Source organism: Pseudomonas sp. efr-133-TYG-5 (assembly GCF_030209175.1).
Lineage (GTDB): Bacteria > Pseudomonadota > Gammaproteobacteria > Pseudomonadales > Pseudomonadaceae > Aquipseudomonas.
This window is the reverse complement of record NZ_JARVSM010000005.1, coordinates 79,862-100,805: the sequence shown is the minus strand read 5'-3', so window position 1 is coordinate 100,805 and position 20,944 is coordinate 79,862. Positions and strand designations below refer to the sequence as shown.

General features: G+C 62.2%; 22 protein-coding genes and 1 tRNA gene. 7 read left to right on the top strand and 16 right to left on the bottom strand.

What is annotated here, in order from left to right; translation table 11 throughout:
* Positions 1 to 162 precede the first annotated feature (162 nt).
* Entirely contained in the window at positions 163 to 1,380 is a 1,218-nt protein-coding gene (locus QRN70_RS18940) for an MFS transporter (RefSeq protein WP_285419448.1), read from the top strand.
* Between the two features lie 182 nt (positions 1,381 to 1,562).
* Here QRN70_RS18940 and ychF read toward each other — a convergent pair whose 3' ends face one another.
* The 8 genes from ychF to QRN70_RS18900 form a co-directional block, all read right to left on the bottom strand.
* Positions 1,563 to 2,663, bottom strand: a complete 1,101-nt coding sequence (gene ychF, locus QRN70_RS18935) for a redox-regulated ATPase YchF (RefSeq protein WP_285419447.1) — start codon at positions 2,661 to 2,663, stop codon at positions 1,563 to 1,565.
* Positions 2,664 to 2,685: 22 nt separating this feature from the next.
* Entirely contained in the window at positions 2,686 to 3,270 is a 585-nt protein-coding gene (gene pth / locus QRN70_RS18930) for an aminoacyl-tRNA hydrolase (RefSeq protein ID WP_285419446.1), read from the bottom strand.
* 170 nt (positions 3,271 to 3,440) lie between these two features.
* Positions 3,441 to 4,043, bottom strand: a complete 603-nt coding sequence (locus QRN70_RS18925) for a 50S ribosomal protein L25/general stress protein Ctc (RefSeq protein ID WP_095136806.1) — start codon at positions 4,041 to 4,043, stop codon at positions 3,441 to 3,443.
* A 141-nt stretch (positions 4,044 to 4,184) separates the two neighbouring features.
* Complete coding sequence (locus QRN70_RS18920; RefSeq protein ID WP_003171603.1) at positions 4,185 to 5,126, bottom strand: ribose-phosphate pyrophosphokinase; 942 nt, start codon at positions 5,124 to 5,126, stop codon at positions 4,185 to 4,187.
* Positions 5,127 to 5,173: 47 nt separating this feature from the next.
* Positions 5,174 to 5,248, bottom strand: a tRNA-Gln gene (locus QRN70_RS18915).
* Positions 5,249 to 5,285: 37 nt separating this feature from the next.
* A complete protein-coding gene (gene ispE / locus QRN70_RS18910) occupies positions 5,286 to 6,137 on the bottom strand; it encodes a 4-(cytidine 5'-diphospho)-2-C-methyl-D-erythritol kinase (protein WP_285419445.1) in 852 nt (283 codons plus the stop codon).
* A gap of 3 nt (positions 6,138 to 6,140) precedes the next feature.
* Complete coding sequence (gene lolB / locus QRN70_RS18905; protein WP_285419444.1) at positions 6,141 to 6,758, bottom strand: lipoprotein insertase outer membrane protein LolB; 618 nt, start codon at positions 6,756 to 6,758, stop codon at positions 6,141 to 6,143.
* Between the two features lie 3 nt (positions 6,759 to 6,761).
* Positions 6,762 to 8,486, bottom strand: a complete 1,725-nt coding sequence (locus tag QRN70_RS18900; protein ID WP_285419443.1) for a tetratricopeptide repeat protein — start codon at positions 8,484 to 8,486, stop codon at positions 6,762 to 6,764.
* 182 nt (positions 8,487 to 8,668) lie between these two features.
* Here QRN70_RS18900 and hemA point away from each other — a divergent pair, with 182 nt between their 5' ends.
* From hemA to QRN70_RS18870, 6 genes are all read left to right on the top strand, one after another.
* Positions 8,669 to 9,955, top strand: a complete 1,287-nt coding sequence (gene hemA, locus QRN70_RS18895; protein ID WP_285419442.1) for a glutamyl-tRNA reductase — start codon at positions 8,669 to 8,671, stop codon at positions 9,953 to 9,955.
* On the top strand, positions 9,952 to 11,034 hold the full coding sequence (prfA, locus tag QRN70_RS18890) for a peptide chain release factor 1 (RefSeq protein ID WP_285419441.1): 1,083 nt from the start codon (positions 9,952 to 9,954) through the stop codon (positions 11,032 to 11,034). The genes hemA and prfA overlap by 4 nt, the downstream gene beginning before the upstream one ends.
* Positions 11,035 to 11,865, top strand: coding sequence for a peptide chain release factor N(5)-glutamine methyltransferase (gene prmC, locus QRN70_RS18885; RefSeq protein WP_285419440.1), 831 nt, complete (start codon positions 11,035 to 11,037; stop codon positions 11,863 to 11,865). It begins immediately after the preceding gene.
* On the top strand, positions 11,859 to 12,614 hold the full coding sequence (locus QRN70_RS18880; protein ID WP_285419439.1) for a molybdopterin-synthase adenylyltransferase MoeB: 756 nt from the start codon (positions 11,859 to 11,861) through the stop codon (positions 12,612 to 12,614). Before prmC ends, QRN70_RS18880 begins: the two co-directional genes overlap by 7 nt.
* Complete coding sequence (murI, locus tag QRN70_RS18875) at positions 12,607 to 13,398, top strand: glutamate racemase (RefSeq protein WP_285419438.1); 792 nt, start codon at positions 12,607 to 12,609, stop codon at positions 13,396 to 13,398. Before QRN70_RS18880 ends, murI begins: the two co-directional genes overlap by 8 nt.
* Before the next feature lie 112 nt (positions 13,399 to 13,510).
* Entirely contained in the window at positions 13,511 to 14,029 is a 519-nt protein-coding gene (locus QRN70_RS18870) for an acyloxyacyl hydrolase (RefSeq protein ID WP_285419437.1), read from the top strand.
* Between the two features lie 92 nt (positions 14,030 to 14,121).
* Here the strand turns inward: QRN70_RS18870 and QRN70_RS18865 are convergent, their stop codons facing one another.
* From QRN70_RS18865 to phrB, 8 genes are read right to left on the bottom strand one after another with little or no spacing between them, the layout of a single operon-like run.
* Positions 14,122 to 14,427: a YkgJ family cysteine cluster protein gene (locus QRN70_RS18865; RefSeq protein WP_285419436.1), complete on the bottom strand. Its 306-nt coding sequence runs from the start codon at positions 14,425 to 14,427 to the stop codon at positions 14,122 to 14,124.
* Between the two features lie 53 nt (positions 14,428 to 14,480).
* A complete protein-coding gene (locus tag QRN70_RS18860; RefSeq protein WP_285419435.1) occupies positions 14,481 to 14,984 on the bottom strand; it encodes a DUF2878 domain-containing protein in 504 nt (167 codons plus the stop codon).
* Positions 14,977 to 16,248 carry an SAM-dependent methyltransferase gene (locus QRN70_RS18855; RefSeq protein ID WP_285419434.1) on the bottom strand — a complete coding sequence of 424 codons (1,272 nt, stop codon included), beginning with the start codon at positions 16,246 to 16,248 and terminating at the stop codon, positions 14,977 to 14,979. Before QRN70_RS18855 ends, QRN70_RS18860 begins: the two co-directional genes overlap by 8 nt.
* Positions 16,235 to 17,050: a DUF1365 domain-containing protein gene (locus QRN70_RS18850; protein ID WP_285419433.1), complete on the bottom strand. Its 816-nt coding sequence runs from the start codon at positions 17,048 to 17,050 to the stop codon at positions 16,235 to 16,237. Before QRN70_RS18850 ends, QRN70_RS18855 begins: the two co-directional genes overlap by 14 nt.
* Complete coding sequence (locus tag QRN70_RS18845; RefSeq protein ID WP_285419432.1) at positions 17,047 to 18,294, bottom strand: NAD(P)/FAD-dependent oxidoreductase; 1,248 nt, start codon at positions 18,292 to 18,294, stop codon at positions 17,047 to 17,049. Before QRN70_RS18845 ends, QRN70_RS18850 begins: the two co-directional genes overlap by 4 nt.
* Complete coding sequence (locus QRN70_RS18840) at positions 18,291 to 19,073, bottom strand: SDR family NAD(P)-dependent oxidoreductase (protein WP_285419431.1); 783 nt, start codon at positions 19,071 to 19,073, stop codon at positions 18,291 to 18,293. The genes QRN70_RS18845 and QRN70_RS18840 overlap by 4 nt, the downstream gene beginning before the upstream one ends.
* Positions 19,070 to 19,492: a nuclear transport factor 2 family protein gene (locus QRN70_RS18835; RefSeq protein ID WP_285419430.1), complete on the bottom strand. Its 423-nt coding sequence runs from the start codon at positions 19,490 to 19,492 to the stop codon at positions 19,070 to 19,072. The genes QRN70_RS18840 and QRN70_RS18835 overlap by 4 nt, the downstream gene beginning before the upstream one ends.
* On the bottom strand, positions 19,485 to 20,930 hold the full coding sequence (phrB, locus tag QRN70_RS18830; protein ID WP_285419429.1) for a deoxyribodipyrimidine photo-lyase: 1,446 nt from the start codon (positions 20,928 to 20,930) through the stop codon (positions 19,485 to 19,487). The genes QRN70_RS18835 and phrB overlap by 8 nt, the downstream gene beginning before the upstream one ends.
* Positions 20,931 to 20,944: the final 14 nt, after the last annotated feature.

Genomic DNA, 20,944 nt, shown 5'->3' with positions numbered 1-20,944 from the left:
AGCGGAGAAGCAAGGCAAGATTCAGACCATGGCGTTGCGCTATCACTGCGCGCCGATGAACAACTCGTTCGTTAGCTGGCTAAGGGGATGGCGTCGACGCACCGAAAAATGGCACATTGACGCACCTGCCTGCGTGCACCCATCTGCTGTACGGAAACTTTCATGGCTATCAGCAACGTTCAGACCGCCGCTGCCGCGGCGGCCGCTCCTCCCCAAAGCAGTCCACTGGTGATGCGCATCATCGGCGCGGTGGCGCTGGCGCATTTGATCAACGACCTGATTCAGTCGGTGCTGCCATCGATTTATCCGATGCTCAAGGCCAATTACGGATTGAGCTTTACCCAGGTCGGCCTGATTACCCTGACCTTCCAGTTGACCGCTTCGCTGTTGCAGCCGTGGGTCGGTTTTCACACCGACCGCCACCCGAAACCGTGGCTGTTGCCGGCAGGTTCCGTGTGCACGCTTGTCGGCATTGTGATGATGTCGATGGTTGGCAGTTTCCCTCTTATCTTGCTGGCGGCGGCGCTGATCGGCATTGGCTCCTCGACCTTCCACCCTGAAGCTTCTCGTATCGCCCGGCTGGCTTCCGGTGGGCGTTTTGGCCTGGCGCAATCGACGTTCCAGGTCGGTGGCAACGCCGGATCGGCGTTCGGCCCGTTGCTGGCAGCGGCGATCATCATCCCTTTCGGCCAAGGCAACGTCGCCTGGTTCGGTCTGTTCGCGGTTTTTGCGCTGTTCGTGCTGTACCGCATCAGCCGCTGGTACGCCAATCACCTCAGCCTGTTCAAGCTGAAACAGGGTCAGGCGGCGACGCATGGCCTGTCGAAGGGCAGGGTGGTCAGCGCGTTGGTGGTGCTCGGGTTGCTGGTGTTCTCCAAGTATTTCTACATGGCCAGCCTCACCAGTTACTTCACCTTCTACCTGATCGAGAAATTCGACCTGTCGGTGGCCAGCTCGCAGTTGCACCTGTTCCTGTTTCTCGGCGCCGTGGCGGCGGGGGCGTTCTTCGGCGGGCCGATTGGCGACAAGATCGGGCGTAAGGCGGTGATCTGGTTCTCGATCCTCGGCGTGGCCCCGTTCACCCTGTTGATGCCGCACGTCGACCTGTTCTGGACCACCGTGCTCAGCGTGGTGATCGGCTTCATTCTCGCCTCGGCGTTTTCGGCGATCGTGGTGTACGCGCAGGAACTGGTGCCGGGCAACGTCGGGATGATCGCCGGGGTGTTCTTCGGCCTGATGTTCGGGTTTGGCGGGATCGGTGCGGCGCTGCTCGGGCATCTGGCCGACGTGCATGGCATCGAGTACGTGTACTTCCTGTGCTCGTTCCTGCCGTTGTTCGGGGTGTTGGCGATCTTCCTGCCGCGGACCAGAAAGGCCTGACCCCACACCATTTCCAACTGTGGGAGCGAGCCTGCTCGCGAATGCGGTGTGGTATCCACAGAGATGTGCCTGGCACTGCCTCTTCGCGAGCAGGCTCGCTCCAATAGGGCAAATAGGTTCAGCGGTAAATTTCAGGCAAAAAAAGCCGCGTAGCAAACGCGGCTTTTTCTTGGGCGTGGCGCTTAGACGTTGAAGCGGAAGTGCATCACGTCGCCGTCCTTGACGATGTAGTCCTTGCCTTCCAGGCGCCATTTGCCGGCTTCCTTGGCACCGGCTTCACCCTTGTACTGGATGAAGTCGTTGTAGGCGATGACTTCGGCGCGGATGAAGCCTTTCTCGAAGTCGGTGTGAATCACGCCAGCGGCCTGTGGTGCGGTGGCACCGACGCGGACGGTCCAGGCGCGGACTTCTTCGACACCGGCGGTGAAGTAGGTCTGCAGGTGGAGCATTTCGTAGCCGGCGCGGATTACGCGGTTCAGGCCCGGCTCTTCCAGGCCCAGGGCCTCGAGGAACATGTCCTTTTCTTCGCCATCGTCGAGCTCGGCGATTTCCGCTTCGATCTTGTTGCACACCGGAACGACCATGGCGCCTTCTTCTTCGGCGATGGCCTTGACCACGTCCAGGTGCGGGTTGTTGTCGAAACCGTCTTCAGCGACGTTGGCGATGTACATGACCGGCTTGGTGGTCAGCAGGTGGAAGCCCTTGATCACCGCTTTCTCGTCGGCGCTCATGTTCTTCATCAGGCTGCGCGCAGGCTTGGCCTCGGTGAAATGCGCGATCAGTTGCTCCAGCAGCGCCTTCTGAACCACGGCGTCCTTGTCACCGCCCTTGGCGTTGCGCGCGACTTTCTGCAGTTGCTTCTCGCAGCTGTCGAGGTCGGCGAAGATCAGTTCCAGGTCGATGATTTCGATGTCGCGTTTCGGGTCGACGCTGTTCGACACGTGGATCACGTTGTCGTCTTCGAAGCAGCGCACGACGTGGGCGATCGCGTCGGTTTCGCGGATGTTGGCCAGGAACTTGTTGCCCAGGCCTTCACCTTTCGAAGCACCGGCCACGAGGCCGGCGATGTCGACGAATTCCATGGTGGTCGGCAGGATGCGCTTCGGGTTGACGATGGCAGCCAGGGCGTCCAGACGCGGATCCGGCATCGGCACGATACCGCTGTTCGGCTCGATGGTGCAGAAGGGGAAGTTCTCGGCCGCGATCCCGGATTTGGTCAGGGCGTTGAACAGGGTGGACTTGCCGACGTTAGGCAGGCCGACGATGCCGCAATTGAATCCCATGGTGTTTCCCCTCGGATTAGAGTCAGGCCTTCTGGCTGTGCAGGTTTTTCATCGCGCGGTTCCATTCACCGGCGAGGATATCCGGCAGCACGCCGAGGGCAAAGTCGATGCTGGCATCGAGTTTTTCCTGTTCGGCGCGTGGCGCACGACCCAGGACGAAAGTTGAAACCATACTGGCGACGCCCGGATGGCCGATGCCAAGTCGCAGGCGGTGAAAAGTGTTCTGATTGCCCAGTTGCGCAATGATGTCGCGCAACCCGTTGTGGCCGCCATGGCCGCCGCCGACTTTGAGCTTGGCGACGCCCGGAGGCAGGTCGAGTTCGTCGTGTGCCACCAGGATTTCTTCGGGCTTGATGCGGAAGAAACCGGCGAGTGCCGCCACGGCCTGGCCGCTGCGGTTCATGTAGGTGGTGGGAATCAGCAGACGAACATCCTGACCCTGGTGCGAAAAGCGCCCGGTCAGGCCGAAATATTTGCGATCGGCTACCAGGTTCACATTCTGTGCCTGGGCGATGCGCTCAACAAAAAGGGCCCCTGCGTTATGCCGGGTCTGTTCGTATTCGGCGCCTGGATTTCCCAGGCCAACGATCAGTTTGATGGCAGTCACGATAGGGGCCCTTCCTTGGAGTGGTGGATAACATCGCCGCGATCAGGGAGTGCGGCGAAAGTGGACGAACAATGCTCATTTACCATGAATGTAAACTCCGCGTTCTCGCCCGCTTTCTCGCTACGCTCTAGTCCGCGATGTTTCCGCTCACTCCGGCGAACAGAGTGAAATTACTCTGCTGCGCCTTCTTCGGTAGCTTCTGGAGCAACACGAGGAGCGTGGACGTTGGCTACTGCCTTGTCATCGCCGTGTGCCAGAGCAACGAACTCGACACCTTTAGGAGCTTTGAGGTCCGACAGGTGAACGATGGTGCCGATTTCAGCGTCAGCCAGGTCGACTTCGATGAACTCAGGCAGATCTTTTGGCAGGCAGGAAACTTCGATCTCGGCAACAACGTGCGAGATTTCGCCGCCTTTCTTCACTGGAGCAGCTTCGTTGATGAAGTGCACAGGAACGATAGCGGTCAGTTTCTGACCAGCGACAACGCGTACGAAGTCAGCGTGCATCACGTGGCCTTTGGCCGGGTGACGTTGCAGAGCTTTGATCACGACGTTCTGCTTCTTGCCACCAACGTTCAGCTCGATGATGTGGCTGTAAGCCGCTTCGTTTTCGAGCAGTTTGGCAACTTCTTTGGCCAGCATGCTGATGGATTCAGGGGCTTTGTCGCCACCGTAAACAACAGCTGGAACCAGGGCGGCGAGACGACGCAGGCGGCGGCTCGCACCTTTCCCCAGGTCGGAACGCACTTCAGCATTCAGAGTAAAATCGTTCATTTTGTATCTCCAAAATAGCCATCACCGCGTGGCGTTTGCGACCAGCGCCAAACACGGTATGGGCAAAAAAGCCCCGCCCCGGCAGGTATGCCGGGGCGGGGCGCTTTTCGTCAACGAGACATTTCGTGAAGGGCAGGGCCCTTAACGGAACATCGCGCTGATCGATTCTTCATTGCTGATGCGGCGAACCGCTTCGGCAACAACCGGTGCGATATCCAGTTGACGGATACGCGCACAGGCTTGTGCTGCAGCGGACAGCGGGATGGTGTTGGTCACCACCAGCTCGTCCAGCACGGAATTTTCGATATTCTCGATGGCCCGGCCCGACAGCACAGGGTGTGTGCAGTAGGCAAAGACCTTGGCTGCGCCATGCTCTTTCAGGGCCTTGGCCGCGTGGCACAGAGTGCCGGCGGTATCGACCATGTCATCGACCAGGATGCAGGTACGCCCTTCGACATCACCGATGATATGCATCACTTCAGAGTGATTGGCTTTCTCACGGCGTTTGTCGATGATCCCGAGATCCACGCCCAGGGATTTGGCAACAGCCCGTGCACGCACGACGCCACCAATGTCCGGGGACACGATCATCAGGTTCTCGAAGCGCTGATCTTCGATGTCATCCACCAGAACCGGGGAGCCGTAGATGTTATCTACCGGAATATCGAAGAAGCCCTGAATCTGGTCAGCATGCAGATCAACCGTGAGAACACGGTCGATGCCGACTACGGTAAGCATGTCAGCGACGACTTTCGCGCTGATAGCCACACGTGCGGAACGCGGACGGCGATCCTGACGGGCATAACCAAAATAAGGAATAACAGCAGTGATACGAGTAGCCGAGGAGCGGCGGAAGGCATCAGCCATCACTACCAGTTCCATCAGGTTATCGTTGGTCGGAGCGCAAGTCGGCTGAATAATGAAGACGTCTTTACCGCGAACGTTTTCATTGATCTCGGCAGTAATTTCGCCGTCGGAAAACTTACCGACAGAGATGTCACCGAGAGGGATATGCAGCTGACGTACGACACGCCGAGCCAGATCGGGGTTAGCGTTCCCCGTAAAGACCATCATCTTGGACACGCGCAGTACCTGAAGGCTGAGGGTATACCTGGATGAGTATAGGAAAATGGCAGGGGCGGCTGGATTCGAACCAACGCATGGCAGGATCAAAACCTGCTGCCTTACCGCTTGGCGACGCCCCTGTATCTGTTGCTTGCAAGTGCCGGGCACTTGGTTCCGTTAGAGCAGACTTTGCAGCTTGCGATGCAACATCGAAACGTTGCTTCCTTTTGCTACAAACCCTGTAAGGGTCTCTGTCAGAAGGGCCGAGACTTTATCAGCTTCAGCTTTGCTTGGGAAGCCCCCAAACACACAACTTCCAGTTCCGGTGAGTTTTGCTTCGGTAAAATTACCTAACAAATTCAATGCGTTACGTACTTCTGGATAACGCCTTGAAACCACCGGCAAGCAGTCATTTCGACTGTTTCCCTTGGGAACGGGGCGCACTTTAATGGGCGGCGTGTTACGTGTCAACAATGGATCTGAAAAAATTTCTGCCGTACTAACAGAGACTTGCGGAACCAGCACGACGTACCACGGTTCTTCGGGGTCGACCGGGGTCAGTTTCTCGCCCACGCCCTCGGCGAAAGCCGCGTGGCCGCGGACGAAAACCGGGACATCGGCGCCAAGCGTCAGGCCCAGCGCGGCGAGCCGGTCTGCATCCCAGCCCAGTTGCCACAGGTGGTTGAGGCCGAGCAGGGTGGTGGCCGCGTTGGAGCTGCCGCCACCGATGCCGCCGCCCATCGGCAGGATCTTGTCGATCCAGATGTCGATGCCCAGCGCGCAGCCGGATTGTGCCTGCAGCTGCCGTGCCGCTCGCACGATCAGGTTGCTGTCGTGAGGCACGCCGGCAAACTCGGTGTGCAGACGAATCACGCCGTCGTCACGCACGGCGAAGGTGATCTCGTCGCCGTAATCGAGGAACTGAAAAATCGTCTGCAATTCGTGATAGCCGTCGTCGCGGCGACCGAGGATATGCAGCATCAGGTTGAGCTTGGCCGGCGACGGCAGCGTCAGACGTGGAGCGGTCATGCTTTATTGCCCCAGTTTGCGCGGTTGCCAGGTCTTGATCACCAGCGTCACGTCCAGATCGGTGCCATGCAGTTTGATCCGCTCGGGCAGCCAGTAGCCGTTCTGCTCGGCGTAGCTGAGGTACTCGACCTTCCAGCCGTCCTGTTCCAGATTGGCCAGGCGACTGTCGTTATCCAGGGTCAGGCGACTTTTGCTTTCCGGTGCCGGCAGGCCACGGACCCACCAGGCCAGATTCGACACTGGCAGCTTCCAGCCCAGTTGCTCTTCGAGCAGCGCTTCCGGTGACTCGGCGTCATAACGGCCCTGGTTGGCGACTTCCAGCGAAACCTTGCCCGGACGCCCGGTCAGGCGTGCCGCGCCGCGACCCAGTGGGCCGGACAGACGAATGTCGTAGTAATCCTGACGTTGCAGCCAGAACAGCGTGCCGCTGCCCGAGTCTTTCGGGGCGCGGATGCCGATCTTGCCGTCGATCTGCCAGCCGTCGAGGCCGGTCAGCTGCTGTTTGTTCGCGGCCCATTGAGCCGGGCTGCCGTGGCCTTCGACCGATTCACGGGCGCCGAAACCCGCGCAACCGGCGAGCAGGGCGATGAAGCTGAAAACAATAACGTGGCGCAAGAACATAACTTATAGAGTCTCGGATCCGGTCAGGCGCTTGATGGTGCTGCGCAGGATGGTGCTGTCAGGCTGGTCCTTGAGGAACTTGCCCCAGATTTGTCGGGCTTCGCGCTGGTTGCCCTTGGTCCAGAGCACTTCGCCCAGGTGCGCGGCGACTTCGTGATCGGGAAAGCGCTCAAGGGCCTGGCGCAGATACTTCTCGGCATCGTCCAGGTTGCCCATGCGGAAGTTCACCCAGCCGAGGCTGTCGAGCACCGCCGGGTCTTCCGGATTGATCTGGTGTGCCTGCTCGATCAGCGCCTTGGCTTCGGCGTAGCGGGTGGTGCGGTCGGACAGGGTGTAGCCCAGCGCGTTGAGCGCCATGGCGTTGTCCGGATCGCGCTTGATGATCAGGCGCAGGTCTTTTTCCATCTGGGCCAGATCGTTGCGTTTTTCCGCCAGCATCGCCCGGGTGTAGAGCAGATTGAGATCGTCCGGGTATTGCTGCAAGGCTTGCTGCAATGTCTTCCAGGCCTTGTCGTCCTGCTTGTTGGCCGACAGGGTCTCGGCTTCGATCAGGTACAGCTGGATCGCGTAATCAGGCTGTGCGTCGCGTTCGGCGGCCAGTTTGCTCTGGGCCTCGGCGGTCTTGCCGTTGTTCATCAGAATGTCGGCCTGACGCAGTTGCGCCGGCAGATAGTCGTTGCCCGGGCCGACCTGGGCGTATTCGATCAGGGCGCCTTGCGGGTCGTTGCGTTCTTCGGCGATACGCCCGAGGTTCAGGTGCGCGGAATCTACGTGGCTTTCGCGGGCGATCAGGTCTTCCAGGTAGCCTTTGGCTTCATCCCAGGCCTTGCCTTCGAGGCAGACCAGGGCCAGCGAGTAACGCAGTTCGTCGTCTTCCGGATATTGCTGGACCAGGGTGGAGAACTCGACCTTGGCGTCGTCCATGCGGTCCTGTTCGACCAGCATCCGCGCGTAAGTCAGGCGCAGGCGCTTGTCATCCGGGTATTTCTTGATGCTCTTCTGCAGCAGCGGCAGCGCTTCGTCGCCACGGTTGAGCCCTTGCAGCAGGCGCGCGCGCAGCAGAATCGGCGCGATTTCGCCGTCTTCCGGTGGGTTGTCTTCGAGCAGGGTCAGCGCCCCTTTGTTGTCGCCGTCCTGCTTCAGCAGCAGGGCCTTGCCGAAAATCAGCTGATTGTTATGCGGATGTTTCTGCAACAGGCGATCAAAGCTTTTCATCAGGCCGTTGCGGGTTTCCTGGTCGGTGTCGGCAGCCGACAGCGCGAGGAAGTCGAAGTGGGTGTCGCCCTTGCCCTGCAGGACTTTCTCCATGTAGACCATGGAGTCGTCGTAACGCCCGGCGCGCGCCAGTTGCACGGCGGCGGCGCGTTGCGCCTCGAGGTCGTCCGGGGCGTTCTTCGCCCAGATCAGCGCGGTGTCGAGCGCCGGCTGGTCAGCGCCGAGGTACTCGGCGATGCGGAACGCGCGCTCGGAGACACCCGGGTCCTGGGTATTGATGGCCTGGGTCACGTAGTTGTCCAGGGCAATGTCGAAACGATTGCGCTGGCCGGCGAGTTCGGCGCTCAACAGGCTATAGACGGTTTCCTCGCTGAACGAGCTGTAGACCTTGGGCTTTTCAGGCACGGGAGTGGTGTCTTCGACCGGCGGCGTGCCGTCCGGCGAAACGGGGGCCATGGCCTGGCAGCCGCTGAGGAAGACAAAAGCGAGGAGCAACGCGGAAGATCTATTCATATAGGAAGAGGACGACTAACCTGCGGTCGGATCATCATGACACAAGCCTTCGGCCAAACATAACCGAGTCTCAGTTGTGGCCATTATAGGGGCCGACAATTGGGACAATAGTCAGCGGTAGTTGTTCTGAATCTGACGAAGTAGGACAATTGCCGGCTTCACGTCACCATCAGCGACCTTGAATGGCCTTCCTCGCACTCGGTATCAACCACAAGACTGCATCAGTAGACGTCCGCGAGCGCGTGGCCTTTACCCCTGAGCAGCTGGTTGAGGCCTTGCAGCAGCTCTGCCGACTCACCGACAGCCGCGAAGCTGCGATCCTCTCCACCTGCAATCGCAGTGAACTGTATATAGAACAGGATCACGTTTCGGCGGATATCGTGCTGCGCTGGCTGGCCGAATACCATCAACTGAGCCTCGAAGAGCTGCGCGCGAGTGCCTATGTGCACGAAGATGATGCGGCAGTTCGTCACATGATGCGGGTCGCCTCCGGGCTCGATTCGCTGGTGCTGGGCGAGCCGCAGATTCTCGGCCAGATGAAATCGGCCTACGCCGTGGCCCGCGAGGCGGGCACCATCGGGCCGTTGCTGGGGCGGCTGTTCCAGGCCACCTTCAATGCCGCCAAGCAGGTGCGGACGGACACGGCCATCGGGGAAAACCCGGTGTCGGTGGCCTTCGCCGCCGTCAGCCTGGCGAAACAGATTTTCAGTGACCTGCAACGCAGCCAGGCCCTGCTGATCGGCGCCGGCGAGACCATCACTCTGGTCGCCCGCCATCTGCACGAACTGGGGGTCAAGCGCATCGTGGTCGCCAACCGCACCCTGGAGCGCGCCAGCCTGCTGGCCGAACAGTTCGGCGCGCACGCGGTGCTGCTGTCGGACATCCCGGCCGAACTGGTGCGCAGCGACATCGTCATCAGTTCCACCGCCAGTCAGTTGCCGATCCTCGGCAAGGGCGCGGTCGAGAGTGCGCTCAAGCAGCGCAAGCACAAGCCGATCTTCATGGTCGACATCGCCGTGCCTCGCGATATCGAGCCGGAAGTCGGCGAGCTCGACGACGTTTACCTGTACAGCGTCGACGATCTGCACGAAGTGGTCGCGGAAAACCTCAAGAGCCGCCAGGGCGCTGCGCAGGCCGCGGAAGAAATGGTCGCGGTCGGCGCCGACGATTTCATGGTGCGCCTGCGCGAGCTGGCGGCGGTCGACGTGCTCAAGGCCTATCGTCAACAGAGCGAACGCCTGCGCGACGAAGAATTGCAAAAGGCCCTGCGCCTGCTGGCCAACGGCGGCAACGCCGAAGACGTGCTCGGGCAACTGGCCCGTGGCCTGACCAACAAACTCCTGCACGCACCGAGCGTGCAGTTGAAAAAGCTTTCTGCCGAAGGCCGCCTCGATGCGCTGGCCATGGCTCAGGAACTCTTTGCCCTCGAGGGCTCACCGGATAGCTTTTCGGATAAAAAACCGCAATGAAAGCGTCACTGCTCAATAAGCTGGACATCCTCCAGGACCGTTTCGAGGAACTGACCGCGCTGCTTGGCGACGCCGAAGTCATTTCCGACCAGACCCGGTTCCGTGCCTATTCCAAGGAATACGCCGAAGTCGAACCGGTCGTGCAAGCCTATAAAAAGCTGCTCGGCGTGCAGAGCGACCTTGAAGGCGCCCAGGCGCTGCTCAAGGACAGCGACCCGGACATGCGCGAAATGGCCGTCGAAGAAGTGCGCGAAGCCAAGGAACTGCTGGTCACCCTGGAGTCCGAGCTGCAACGCATGCTGCTGCCCAAGGATCCCAATGACGGCCGCAACGTGTTCCTCGAAATCCGCGCCGGCACCGGTGGCGACGAGGCGGCGATCTTCTCCGGCGACCTGTTCCGCATGTATTCGCGCTACGCCGAGAAGCGTGGCTGGCGGGTGGAAATCCTCTCGGAAAACGAGGGCGAGCATGGCGGCTACAAGGAAGTCATTGCCCGGGTCGAAGGCGACAACGTCTACGGCAAGCTGAAATTCGAGTCCGGCGCCCACCGCGTGCAGCGCGTGCCGGCCACCGAATCCCAGGGCCGCATCCACACTTCGGCCTGCACCGTGGCGGTATTGCCAGAGCCGGACGAGCAGGAAGCGATCGAGATCAATCCGGCGGATCTGCGCGTCGACACCTACCGTTCCTCCGGGGCCGGTGGTCAGCACGTCAACAAGACCGACTCGGCGATCCGCATCACCCACTTGCCGACCGGCATCGTGGTCGAGTGCCAGGAAGAACGTTCCCAGCACAAGAACCGCGCCCGGGCGATGGCCTGGCTGTCGGCCAAGCTCAACGACCAGCAGACCGCCGCCGCCGCCAACGCCATCGCCAGCGAACGTAAATTGCTGGTGGGGTCCGGCGACCGCTCCGAGCGTATTCGCACCTACAACTTTGCCCAGGGCCGGGTCACCGACCATCGCGTCAACCTGACCCTGTACTCCCTCGACGAAATCCTTGCCGGGGGCGTCGAAGCGGTCATCGAGCCGTTGCTGGCCGAATACCAGGCCGATCAACTTGCAGCGATAGGTGAGTAAATGACCATCATCGCCAGCCTGTTGCGCGCCGCCGAACTGCCCGACTCGCCGACTGCGCGCCTGGACGCCGAACTGCTCCTGGCGGCGGCGCTGGGCAAGTCGCGCAGTTTCCTTCACACCTGGCCCGAGCGCATCGTGCCCAGCGAGGCCGCGCTGATCTTTGCCGAGTACCTGCAGCGCCGCCGCAGCGGCGAGCCGGTGGCCTACATTCTCGGCCAGCAGGGGTTCTGGAAACTCGACCTGGAAGTGGCGCCGCACACGCTGATCCCGCGTCCGGACACTGAATTGCTGGTGGAAGCCGCGCTGGAGTTACTGCCGGCAACCCCGGCCCGGGTCCTCGACCTCGGCACCGGCAGCGGCGCAATCGCCCTGGCCCTGGCCAGCGAACGTCCGGCCTGGCAGGTGACGGCGGTGGATCGCGTGCTCGAAGCCGTGGCGCTGGCCGAACGCAACCGCCAACGCCTGCACCTGGACAACGCCACGGTGCTCAGCAGTCACTGGTTCAGCGCCCTCGAGGGGCAGCGCTTCCAGCTGATTATCAGCAACCCGCCGTACATTGCCGCCGCCGACCCGCATCTGGTCGAAGGCGATGTGCGCTTCGAACCGGCCAGTGCCCTGGTGGCGGGCGTCGACGGCCTCGACGACCTGCGGCTGATCGTCGACCAGGCGCCGGCGCATCTCGACGCCGGTGGCTGGCTGATGCTCGAACACGGCTATGATCAAGCCGAAGCCGTGCGCGATCTGTTGTTGACCCGCGGTTTCGCGCACGTCCACAGCCGCACCGATCTGGGCGGCCACCAACGGATCAGCCTGGGGCGCCTGCCGTGCTGAATGATCAGGAATTGTTGCGCTACAGTCGGCAGATCCTGCTGCAACATGTCGATATCGACGGCCAGTTGCGGCTCAAGGACAGTCGGGTATTGATCGTCGGCCTCGGCGGTCTGGGCGCGCCGGTGGCGTTGTACCTGGCAGCTGCAGGTGTCGGCGAACTGCACCTGGCGGATTTCGACACGGTCGACCTGACCAACCTGCAACGCCAGATCATCCACGACACCGCCAGTGTCGGCATGAGCAAGGTCGATTCGGCGCTCCAGCGCCTGAGCGCAATCAATCCGCAAATCCAACTGGTGCCGCATCGTCAGGCGCTCGACGCCGATTCGCTCGCCGCCGCGGTCGCCGCGGTGGATCTGGTGCTCGACTGCTCGGACAATTTCACTACCCGTGAGGCGGTCAACGCCGCGTGCGTCGCCGCGCGCAAACCGCTGGTCAGCGGCGCGGCGATTCGCCTCGAGGGGCAACTGTCGGTGTTCGACCCGCGTCGCGCCGAGAGCCCGTGCTATCACTGTCTGTATGGGCATGGCAGCGAAGCCGAACTGACCTGCAGCGAGGCCGGCGTGGTCGGCCCGCTGGTGGGCCTGGTCGGCAGCCTGCAAGCGCTGGAAGCGCTGAAGCTGCTGGTTGGTTTCGGTGAACCGCTGGTCGGGCGCCTGTTGCTGATCGATGCACTCGGCTCGCGTTTCCGTGAGCTGCGGGTCAAGCGCGATCCGGGCTGCAGCGTCTGCGGTACGCCGCATGCGTGAAGCGCCGATCGCGGTGTTCGACTCCGGTGTCGGCGGTCTGTCGGTATTGGCCGAGATCCAGCGTCTGCTGCCCGACGAATCGCTGCTGTACTTCGCCGATTGCGGGCACATCCCCTATGGCGAGAAAACTCCGGAATTCATCCGCCAGCGTTGCAGCGTGATGGCTGCGTTTTTCCGTGAGCAGGGCGCCAAGGCGCTGGTGCTGGCGTGCAACACGGCGACGGTGGCTGCGGTGGCCGAACTGCGCCGTGATTTCCCCGACTGGCCGATTGTCGGCATGGAGCCGGCGGTCAAACCCGCCGCCGCCGCGACCCGCAGTGGCGTGGTCGGTGTGCTCGCCACCACCGGTACCTTGCAGAGCGCCAAGTTCGCCGCGCTGCTCGATCGTTTTGCCACCGATGTGCGGGTGATCACCCAGCCCTGCCCGGGGCTGGTCGAGCTGATCGAAAGCGGCGACCTGCACAGCGCCGAGTTGCGCCGGATGCTCAAGGGCTATGTCGACCCGCTGCTGGCCAACGGCTGCGACACGATCATCCTCGGCTGCACCCACTATCCATTTCTCAAGCCGATGCTGCGCGAGATGATTCCCGCCGATATCAGCCTGATCGACACCGGTGCCGCCGTGGCGCGGCAACTTCAGCGCCTGTTGGCCGAGCGCGATCTGCTCGGCGCCGGCCCGAACCGACCGGTCAGATTCTGGACCAGCGCCGACCCGCAGTACTTCCAGAACATCCTGCCGCTGTTGGGTCAGGCATCCGGCAAAGTGCAACGCTTCGCTTTGTAAAAAAAATGTGAAATAACATAAAAATCAGCTGAACTTCTGATTGAGCGCTGATTTCTATACCGCTGCGTAACCTAGAAAACCAAACGATCGTTCCGGAAAAGGAAGTTTCAAAGTGAAGCGACTATTCTGCTTGGCCGCGATTGCGGCCGCACTAATGGGGCACAGTTTTACCGCACAGGCTGCAGGCGTCGAGTTTGCGGTCGGGGGCACCAGTGATTCGACCATGACTTATCGCCTGGGGATGAATTTCGACTGGGACAAGAGCTGGCTGCAGAGCGACGTCGGTCGCCTGACCGGTTACTGGAGCGGCGCCTACACCTACTGGGAAGGCGACAAGACCTCCAGCAACAACAGCCTGTCGTTCTCGCCAGTGTTCGTCTACGAGTTTGCCGGTCAGTCGGTCAAACCCTACGTCGAGGCAGGGATCGGCGTGGCGGTGTTTTCCAACACCAAGTACGAAGAGAACAACATCGGCGGCGCCTTCCAGTTCGAAGACCGCCTGGGTTTTGGCCTGCGTTTCAACGGTGGGCATGAAGTCGGGATTCGTGCCACGCACTATTCCAACGCCGGCCTGGCCAGCAGCAACGACGGTGTAGAGAGCTACGCACTGCATTACACGATGCCGTTGTAAGCACGTCGAACCAAGATCGCCGTCCGCGGGCGCTTCAGAGCAGATGAATGTCTCGCTCTGGGCCACCGCAGGCGGCGATCTTTTTGTTTGGCTCAACGATACGCCGTGGCAATGCCCTGGCGTTCTTCCAGGCACTCCGCTGCCCCCATCTCGAATTCGCGACAGATCAGCGGGCGTTTCTCATAGATCGTGCACATCATGCTGTTGCGATCCAGCGCCGCGCACCAGCCGTCGTCCAGACGCAACATGACTTCCCCGCCCCACTCATCGGTGTCGATAAAGCGCTCGGGCACGCCAGTGTCGGTAATCAGCATGACTTCGAGCTGGCAGCAGCAGGCCGCACAGGTCGAGCAAGTGACCACGGGGTCGGCGATTTGCTGGTGGGGAATGGTTTTCATGGGCGCCAGTGTAAGGCAGTGGCCACCGACTGTGTGAAAGGCCTGACAGGCGTCTAGTCGGCACGGGTCGGCGTCAGCCGTCGCGCCATGTAGTGCAGCAACGGAAAGAGCAGGGCCCACAGCAGGCCGATGCCGATCAGCGTCGGTAACTGGCCGTAGGGAAATTGCACGCCGGCCAGTTGGCCGCCGCCGTAATACGACAGCGCACCACCGACGGCGCCCAGGCTGCTGGCCAGCCACCAGGGCCGTGCCGTCCATTGCAGGCAATGGCGCAGGGTGGTGGCGAGCAAGGCCCAGAGCAGCATCAGCCACAGCGGAATCAGCGGCGACAGATCCTCGAATGCGAACACCCCGGCAGCGCGCAGGCTGCTGTCGACGGCCGTGCCGACCACCACCACGCTGAGGATCAGGCGGCCTTCCGCCGACCAGGCGCTGATCCAGCGCAGATGAATCACCAGCACCGCCAATGCCAGCAGCAGCCACAGGCTGTTGCCACCCAGCACGCACGCCAGCCAGCCGACCTGGAACAGCACGGCATTGGCCAGCCGCTCAAGCATCGAAGCGGCCCAGCAACGGCGCGGTGATCGCGGCCGGTTTGGCCAGCACCAGTTGCGCGGTGCCGATGGTGCGCTCGAGGAAACCGCCCTCGCAGTAGCACAGGTAGAACTCCCACAGGCGCAGGAAGTAATCGTCATAACCCAGTTCGCTGAGCCGTCCGTGGGCGCGGCGGAAGTTTTCTTGCCACAGGCGCAGGGTGCGCGCGTAGTGCAGGCCGAAATCCTCCATGTGCAGCAGGTTCATGTCGGTGTCGCGGCTGACGATCTCGAGCATTTTCTGCACACAGGGCAGGGCGCCGCCGGGGAAGATATAGCGCTGGATGAAATCGACGCTGCGCCGCGCCTGCTCGTAACGCTGGTCGCGGATGGTGATCGCCTGCAGCAACATCAGGCCATTGTCCTTGAGCAACTGCGCGCATTGTTTGAAGTAGGTCGGCAGGAAGCGATGGCCGACCGCCTCGATCATTTCAATCGACACCAGTTTGTCGTACTGGCCGGTGAGGTCGCGGTAGTCGGTGAGCAAGAGCGTCACCTGGTCCTGCAGGCCGAGGCGTTCGATGCGCGCGGCGGTGAAGGCGAACTGTTCCTTCGACAGCGTCGTGGTGGTGACTTTGCAGCCATAGTTCTGCGCGGCGTAGAGCGCCATGCTGCCCCAGCCGGTGCCGATTTCCAGCAGGTGATCGTCGGGCTTGAGCGCGAGTTTCTGGCAGATCCGCTCGAGTTTGTTCAGTTGCGCCTGCTCCAGGGTGTCGTCGGGGCTGAGGAACTGCGCGGCCGAATACATCATGGTCGGATCGAGAAACTGTTCGAACAGGTCATTGCCGAGGTCGTAGTGGGCGGCAATGTTTTTCTGCGAACCCTTGCGCGTGTTGCGGTTGAGCCAGTGCAGCGCTTGCACCAGCGGCCGGCCGAGTCGGGCCAGGCCACCCTCCATGGCGTCGAGCACCTCGAGGTTGCTGACGAACACCCGCACCACCGCGGTCAGGTCAGGCGACGTCCAGTAGCCGTGGATGAACGCCTCGCCGGCGCCGATCGAACCGTTGCCGGCGACCAGGCCCCAGGCAGCCGCGTCGTTGACGTGGATTTCCCCGACCAGCGTGCTGCCCGGTGCGCCGAAGACCTGGCGTTCGCCGTCCTCGATCAGTACCAGCTGGCCGTGCTTGAGTTGCCCGAGTTGACGCAGCACCCCCCGGCGCAGCAGCGATCCGCCCAGGCCGTTGGTGCTGAACAGTGAGGCTTTCGCCGAAACGCTAGAGGACTTCATGACGGCGCTCCTTGGGAGGCACGGTGGCGGTTTGGAAGCTGCCGTCGGCAGCCTGATGGGCAAAAAGCGGCGTGCGTTTGAGCAGCAGGCGCAGGGCTTGCCAGTAGATGGCCAGGGCAGTCTTGGCCGTCATCCACGGGAAGCGTCGCAGGTAGCGATGCAGGCTGCGGCGGTCGAGGGTTTCGCGCTGCAGGTTGAGGGTCGCGTCGAACAGTTTCAGGTCGCCCTGCCAGTCGGCCATGTGCACGCCGAGGGTTTTCGCCGCCGGACTGAAACTCATGCGGTATTCCAGGTCCCGCGGCAGGAATGGCGAGACGTGGAAGGCCTTGGCCACCGCGAAGTGCTGGTGGAAATCACCGAGGTCTTCCACGGGGCGGGCCGGCAGTACGTAGTGGTAGCGTTCGCGCCACGGCGTGTTGCTGACTTCGCAGAGAATCGCCGCCAGTTGTCCGTCGGCTTCGTGACAGTAGAAGAAACTCACCGGGTTGAACGCCAGGCCCCAGCTGCGCGGTTGGGTCAGCAGGCAGATCGGACCCTGCGGTGCGTGACCGATGGCGGCACGCACCTGCTGACGCACCGCGTCGATCAGACGCATGCCCTGGCCGGTGAAGGTTTTCAGGTAGTCGGTTTCGCGAAACGAGAACGGCGCGAAACGGCGGTTGCTGGCCAGCCGCGACAGGTTCAGCACGGCCTCCTGTTCGCTCAGGTCGAGGTACAGCAGGCCGATCCGGTAGCGGAATTCGTGGCGCCGCGGGGCGAACCGCCGATGGCCGATCCAGCCGCTGTAGAGAGCGCTGTTCACAGGCTTTCTCCAAAGGCGCCGGCCACCCGCAGGGCGCTGACCACACCATCTTCGTGAAACCCGTTGGCCCAGTAGGCGCCGCAATAATGCGTGTGTCGCGCACCATCGATTTCCGCCCAGCGCTGCTGCGCCGCCGCGGCCGCGAGGCTGAATTGCGGGTGGGCGTAGGTGAAGCGCGCCAACACCTTGGACGGCGTGATCGCGGCGCTCTGGTTGAGGCTGACGCAAAACGTCGTTTCGCTCTGGATGCCCTGCAGAATGTTCATGTCGTAGGTCACGGCGGCGTGGCTGTGACCGGCGCCGTTGAGGCGATAATTCCAGCTGGCCCAGGCCAGTTTGCGCGTCGGCAGCAGGCGGGTGTCGGTGTGCAGCACCACCTCGTTGTCGGCGTAGGGCAGGGCGCCGAGGATCTGTCGTTCGGCGCTGTCGGGATCGCCCAGCAGTTGCAGGGCCTGGTCGCTGTGGCAGGCAAGCACCACTTTGTCGAAGCGTTCGAGGCCGGCCGGGCTGTGGATAACCACGCCATGGGCGTCGCGATCAATGCGCGTCACCGCGCAGTTCAGGCGAATCCGCTCGCGGAACGACGCGCACAGCGGCTCGATATAAGCGCTGGAACCGCCCTCGATGACGCACCATTGCGGGCGCTCGTTGACCGACAGCAAGCCGTGGTTTTCGAAGAAACGCACGAAAAACTGCAGGGGGAAATTGAGCATCTCGGCCATCGGCATCGACCAGATCGCCGAGCCCATCGGCACGATGTAATGCAGGATGAAGCGCTCGCCGTATCCCCCGGCCTTGAGGTAATCGTCAAGCGTGGTGTCGGCGGCGATCCGCAGTTCGGCGAGATCGCGGCGAGCTTGTTTGTTGAAGCGCAGGATGTCGCGCAGCATGCCCCAGAACCCGGGCGACAGCAGGTTGCTGCGCTGGGCGAACAGGCTGTTGAGGTTGTTGCCGTTGTATTCCAGGCCGGTGTCCGGGTCGCTCACCGAAAAGCTCATTTCGGTCGGCTTGAACGCCACGCCGAGCTGGCCGAGCAAACGGATGAAGTTGGGGTATGTCCAGTCGTTGAACACGATGAAGCCGGTGTCCACTGCGTAATCGCGGCCGTCGACGGTGACCGGCACCGTATGCGTATGGCCACCGATCCACGCGCCCGCCTCGAACACGCTGATGTCGTGTCGGCGGTTGAGCAGGTAGGCGCAGGTCAGGCCGGCGATGCCGCTGCCGATAATGGCGATTTTCATGTGGCGTCCCGCAGCGGTGGATTGCTGCGCACCATGCGTTTGCCGATCGCCAGTTGCACGCGCGCGGGCATTTTCGACAGTGGCCAGAGTACGGCCATGAACAGCGCCGGAAAGGCGATTTCCAGCGGCCGGTCCTTGAGTCTGGCGAAGATGTGTCGCGCGGCTTTATCCACAGGCCAGCTCAGCGGCATCGGGAAATCGTTTTTCGCGGTCAGCGGCGTGTCGACGAAACCGGGGCTGATGACCGTCACTTCAATGCCCTCGTCAGCCAGGTCGATGCGCAGCGATTCGAACAGATAACGCAGCCCGGCCTTCGAGGCGCCGTAGGCTTCGGCTCGTGGCAGCGGTACGTAAGTGACCGAACTGGCCATGCCCACCAGGTGCGGCGCGGTGCCCTTGCGCAGCAGTGGCAGCGCGGCCTCGATGCAGTAGCTGCTGGCCAGCAGGTTGGTGCGCACCACGTGCTCGACAATCGACGCGTCGAACTGCTTGGCGTCGACATATTCACAGGTACCGGCGTTGAGGATCACGCTGTCCAGCGAGCCCCAGGCGGCGGCAATCTGCTCGCCGATTTCGCGCACGGTCTGGCTGTTGGTCAGATCGCCGGTCACCACCAGTACTTGCCCCGGATAACGTTGCGCCAGGACTTTCAGTGGCGCGGTCTGCCGCGAGCTGACCGCCAGGTGCGCACCGCTCTTGAGGATCTCTTCGGCCAGGGCAGCACCGATGCCACTGCTGGCGCCGGTCAACCAGTAACGCCGTGGAGTTGTAAGACTCATCCCAATCTCCTTTTCAGCCAGGCAATGGCCCGGCCCAACACGGGTAGATGTTCATACAGCAGGGCCCCGGCATCGAAGTAATCCCGGTGGCGATAAACCTTGTCGCGCCAGAGCAGGTGCGAACAGCCGGCCACGCGAATCAGCCGCCCGCCCGCCAGGCGCGGGTGGCGGTAGCTCATGACCCAGCGCAGATAGCCTTCGCCGGCGCTGACCTGATCGAAGCCGTGGAAGTCGAAGCGCAGCTCATGGACGTTGGCGTAGAGCTCGCTGAAGTAGCTGCGCAATGGCGCCAGCCCCTGCACCTCGTGCAGCGGATCGGTGAAGTGAATGTCGTCGCTGTACAGCTCGTCGAGCCGCTGCAGGTTGTCCTTGTCCAGTGCGGCGAAGCGCTGGGCGAAGCGGCGCAGGAACTCACTCATGCTCGCCTCCGGCCGGCTGACGGGTCGGCAGGTTCTTGAACGCCGCCAGCGCGCGCTCCCGCGAAGCGCTGAGGTTGACGATCGGCGCCGGATAATCGGCCACGCCGAACAGACCGCCAGCGCTGGCCGGGTTGTGCACTTCTTTCTTGTTCAGCGTGGCCAGTTCGGGCAGCCAGTGCTTGATGAACAGGCCTTCGCTGTCGAATTTTTCCGACTGGCTCAGCGGATTGAAGATGCGGAAATACGGCGCCGAGTCGGTGCCTGTCGACGAACTCCACTGCCAGCCGCCATTGTTCGCGGCCAGGTCGCCGTCGATCAGGTGGCGCATGAAGAAACGCTCGCCTTCACGCCAGTCGATCAGCAGGTTCTTGGTCAGGAACATCGCCACCACCATGCGCAGGCGATTGTGCATCCAGCCGGTTTCCAGCAGCTGGCGCATCGCCGCGTCGATGATCGGCAGGCCGGTGCGGGCCTCTTGCCACGCGGCGAGATCCTGCGGCGCGTCACGCCAGGCGAGGGCTTCGGTCTCTGGGCGAAACGCGCGGTGCCGCGATACCCGTGGGTAACCCACCAGAATGTGTTTGTAGAATTCGCGCCAGAGCAATTCGTTGATCCAGGTGACCGCGCCGACCTTGCCACTCTCGAATTCGCCCTGATTGCTTTGCAGGGCGGCGTGCAGGCACTGGCGCGGCGAGATCACCCCGGCGGCCAAATAGGGCGAGAGCTGGCTGGTACCGGGTTTGGCCGGGAAATCGCGTTCGCTCTTGTAGTAGTCGATCTGCGCGTCGACGAACGTATCCAGGCGCCGCCGGGCTTCTTTTTCCCCAGCCGGCCACAGGTCACGCAGAGACGCTGGCGGCGTGGCGAAACCGTCGACAGCCTGAGGCAGCGGATCGCTGGCGATATCCAGTGCAGCTTGCTTGCCCGGGGTCCGCACCAGCGCCGGCAACGAGCGATGCAGACGCTCGTAGCAGACCTTGCGGAACTGGCTGAAGACCTGGAAATAGGTACCGGTCCTGGTCAGTACGCTGCCGGGCTGGAACAGCAATTGGTCGAGATAGCTGTGAAAGGCGATGCCCTCGGCTTGCAGGGCCTCGGCGACCGCCGCGTCACGGCGACTTTCGTGGATGCCGTATTCCTCGTTGACGTGTACCGCGTCGATCTGCAGTTGCCGGCACAACTCGAGCAGCACCGCCGGCGCCTGCTCCCAGCGCGCAGCATTGCGGATCAGCAGCGGGATATTCAGGGCGGCGAGGCTCTGGCTCAGTTCGCGCAGGTTGCGCAGCCAGAAATCGACTTTGCACGCGGCGTCGTCATGTTCCAGCCATTGCTCGGGACTCAACAGATACACGGCCACGGTCGGGCCGCGCTCGGCGGCGGCCGCGAGGGCGGTGTTGTCATGTTGGCGCAGGTCGCTGCGCAGCCAGATCAATTGCATGGTGTGTGCGCCAT

Coding starts and splice junctions, on each gene's coding strand:
- QRN70_RS18940 (WP_285419448.1), top strand. CDS start 163: ATGGCTATCAGCAACGTTCAGACCGCCGCTGCCGCGGCGGCCGCTCCT.
- ychF (WP_285419447.1), bottom strand. CDS start 2,663: ATGGGATTCAATTGCGGCATCGTCGGCCTGCCTAACGTCGGCAAGTCC.
- QRN70_RS18925 (WP_095136806.1), bottom strand. CDS start 4,043: ATGAACGATTTTACTCTGAATGCTGAAGTGCGTTCCGACCTGGGGAAA.
- ispE (WP_285419445.1), bottom strand. CDS start 6,137: ATGACCGCTCCACGTCTGACGCTGCCGTCGCCGGCCAAGCTCAACCTG.
- lolB (WP_285419444.1), bottom strand. CDS start 6,758: ATGTTCTTGCGCCACGTTATTGTTTTCAGCTTCATCGCCCTGCTCGCC.
- QRN70_RS18900 (WP_285419443.1), bottom strand. CDS start 8,486: ATGAATAGATCTTCCGCGTTGCTCCTCGCTTTTGTCTTCCTCAGCGGC.
- hemA (WP_285419442.1), top strand. CDS start 8,669: ATGGCCTTCCTCGCACTCGGTATCAACCACAAGACTGCATCAGTAGAC.
- prfA (WP_285419441.1), top strand. CDS start 9,952: ATGAAAGCGTCACTGCTCAATAAGCTGGACATCCTCCAGGACCGTTTC.
- prmC (WP_285419440.1), top strand. CDS start 11,035: ATGACCATCATCGCCAGCCTGTTGCGCGCCGCCGAACTGCCCGACTCG.
- murI (WP_285419438.1), top strand. CDS start 12,607: ATGCGTGAAGCGCCGATCGCGGTGTTCGACTCCGGTGTCGGCGGTCTG.
- QRN70_RS18865 (WP_285419436.1), bottom strand. CDS start 14,427: ATGAAAACCATTCCCCACCAGCAAATCGCCGACCCCGTGGTCACTTGC.
- QRN70_RS18860 (WP_285419435.1), bottom strand. CDS start 14,984: ATGCTTGAGCGGCTGGCCAATGCCGTGCTGTTCCAGGTCGGCTGGCTG.
- QRN70_RS18855 (WP_285419434.1), bottom strand. CDS start 16,248: ATGAAGTCCTCTAGCGTTTCGGCGAAAGCCTCACTGTTCAGCACCAAC.
- QRN70_RS18845 (WP_285419432.1), bottom strand. CDS start 18,294: ATGAAAATCGCCATTATCGGCAGCGGCATCGCCGGCCTGACCTGCGCC.
- QRN70_RS18840 (WP_285419431.1), bottom strand. CDS start 19,073: ATGAGTCTTACAACTCCACGGCGTTACTGGTTGACCGGCGCCAGCAGT.
- QRN70_RS18835 (WP_285419430.1), bottom strand. CDS start 19,492: ATGAGTGAGTTCCTGCGCCGCTTCGCCCAGCGCTTCGCCGCACTGGAC.
- phrB (WP_285419429.1), bottom strand. CDS start 20,930: ATGCAATTGATCTGGCTGCGCAGCGACCTGCGCCAACATGACAACACC.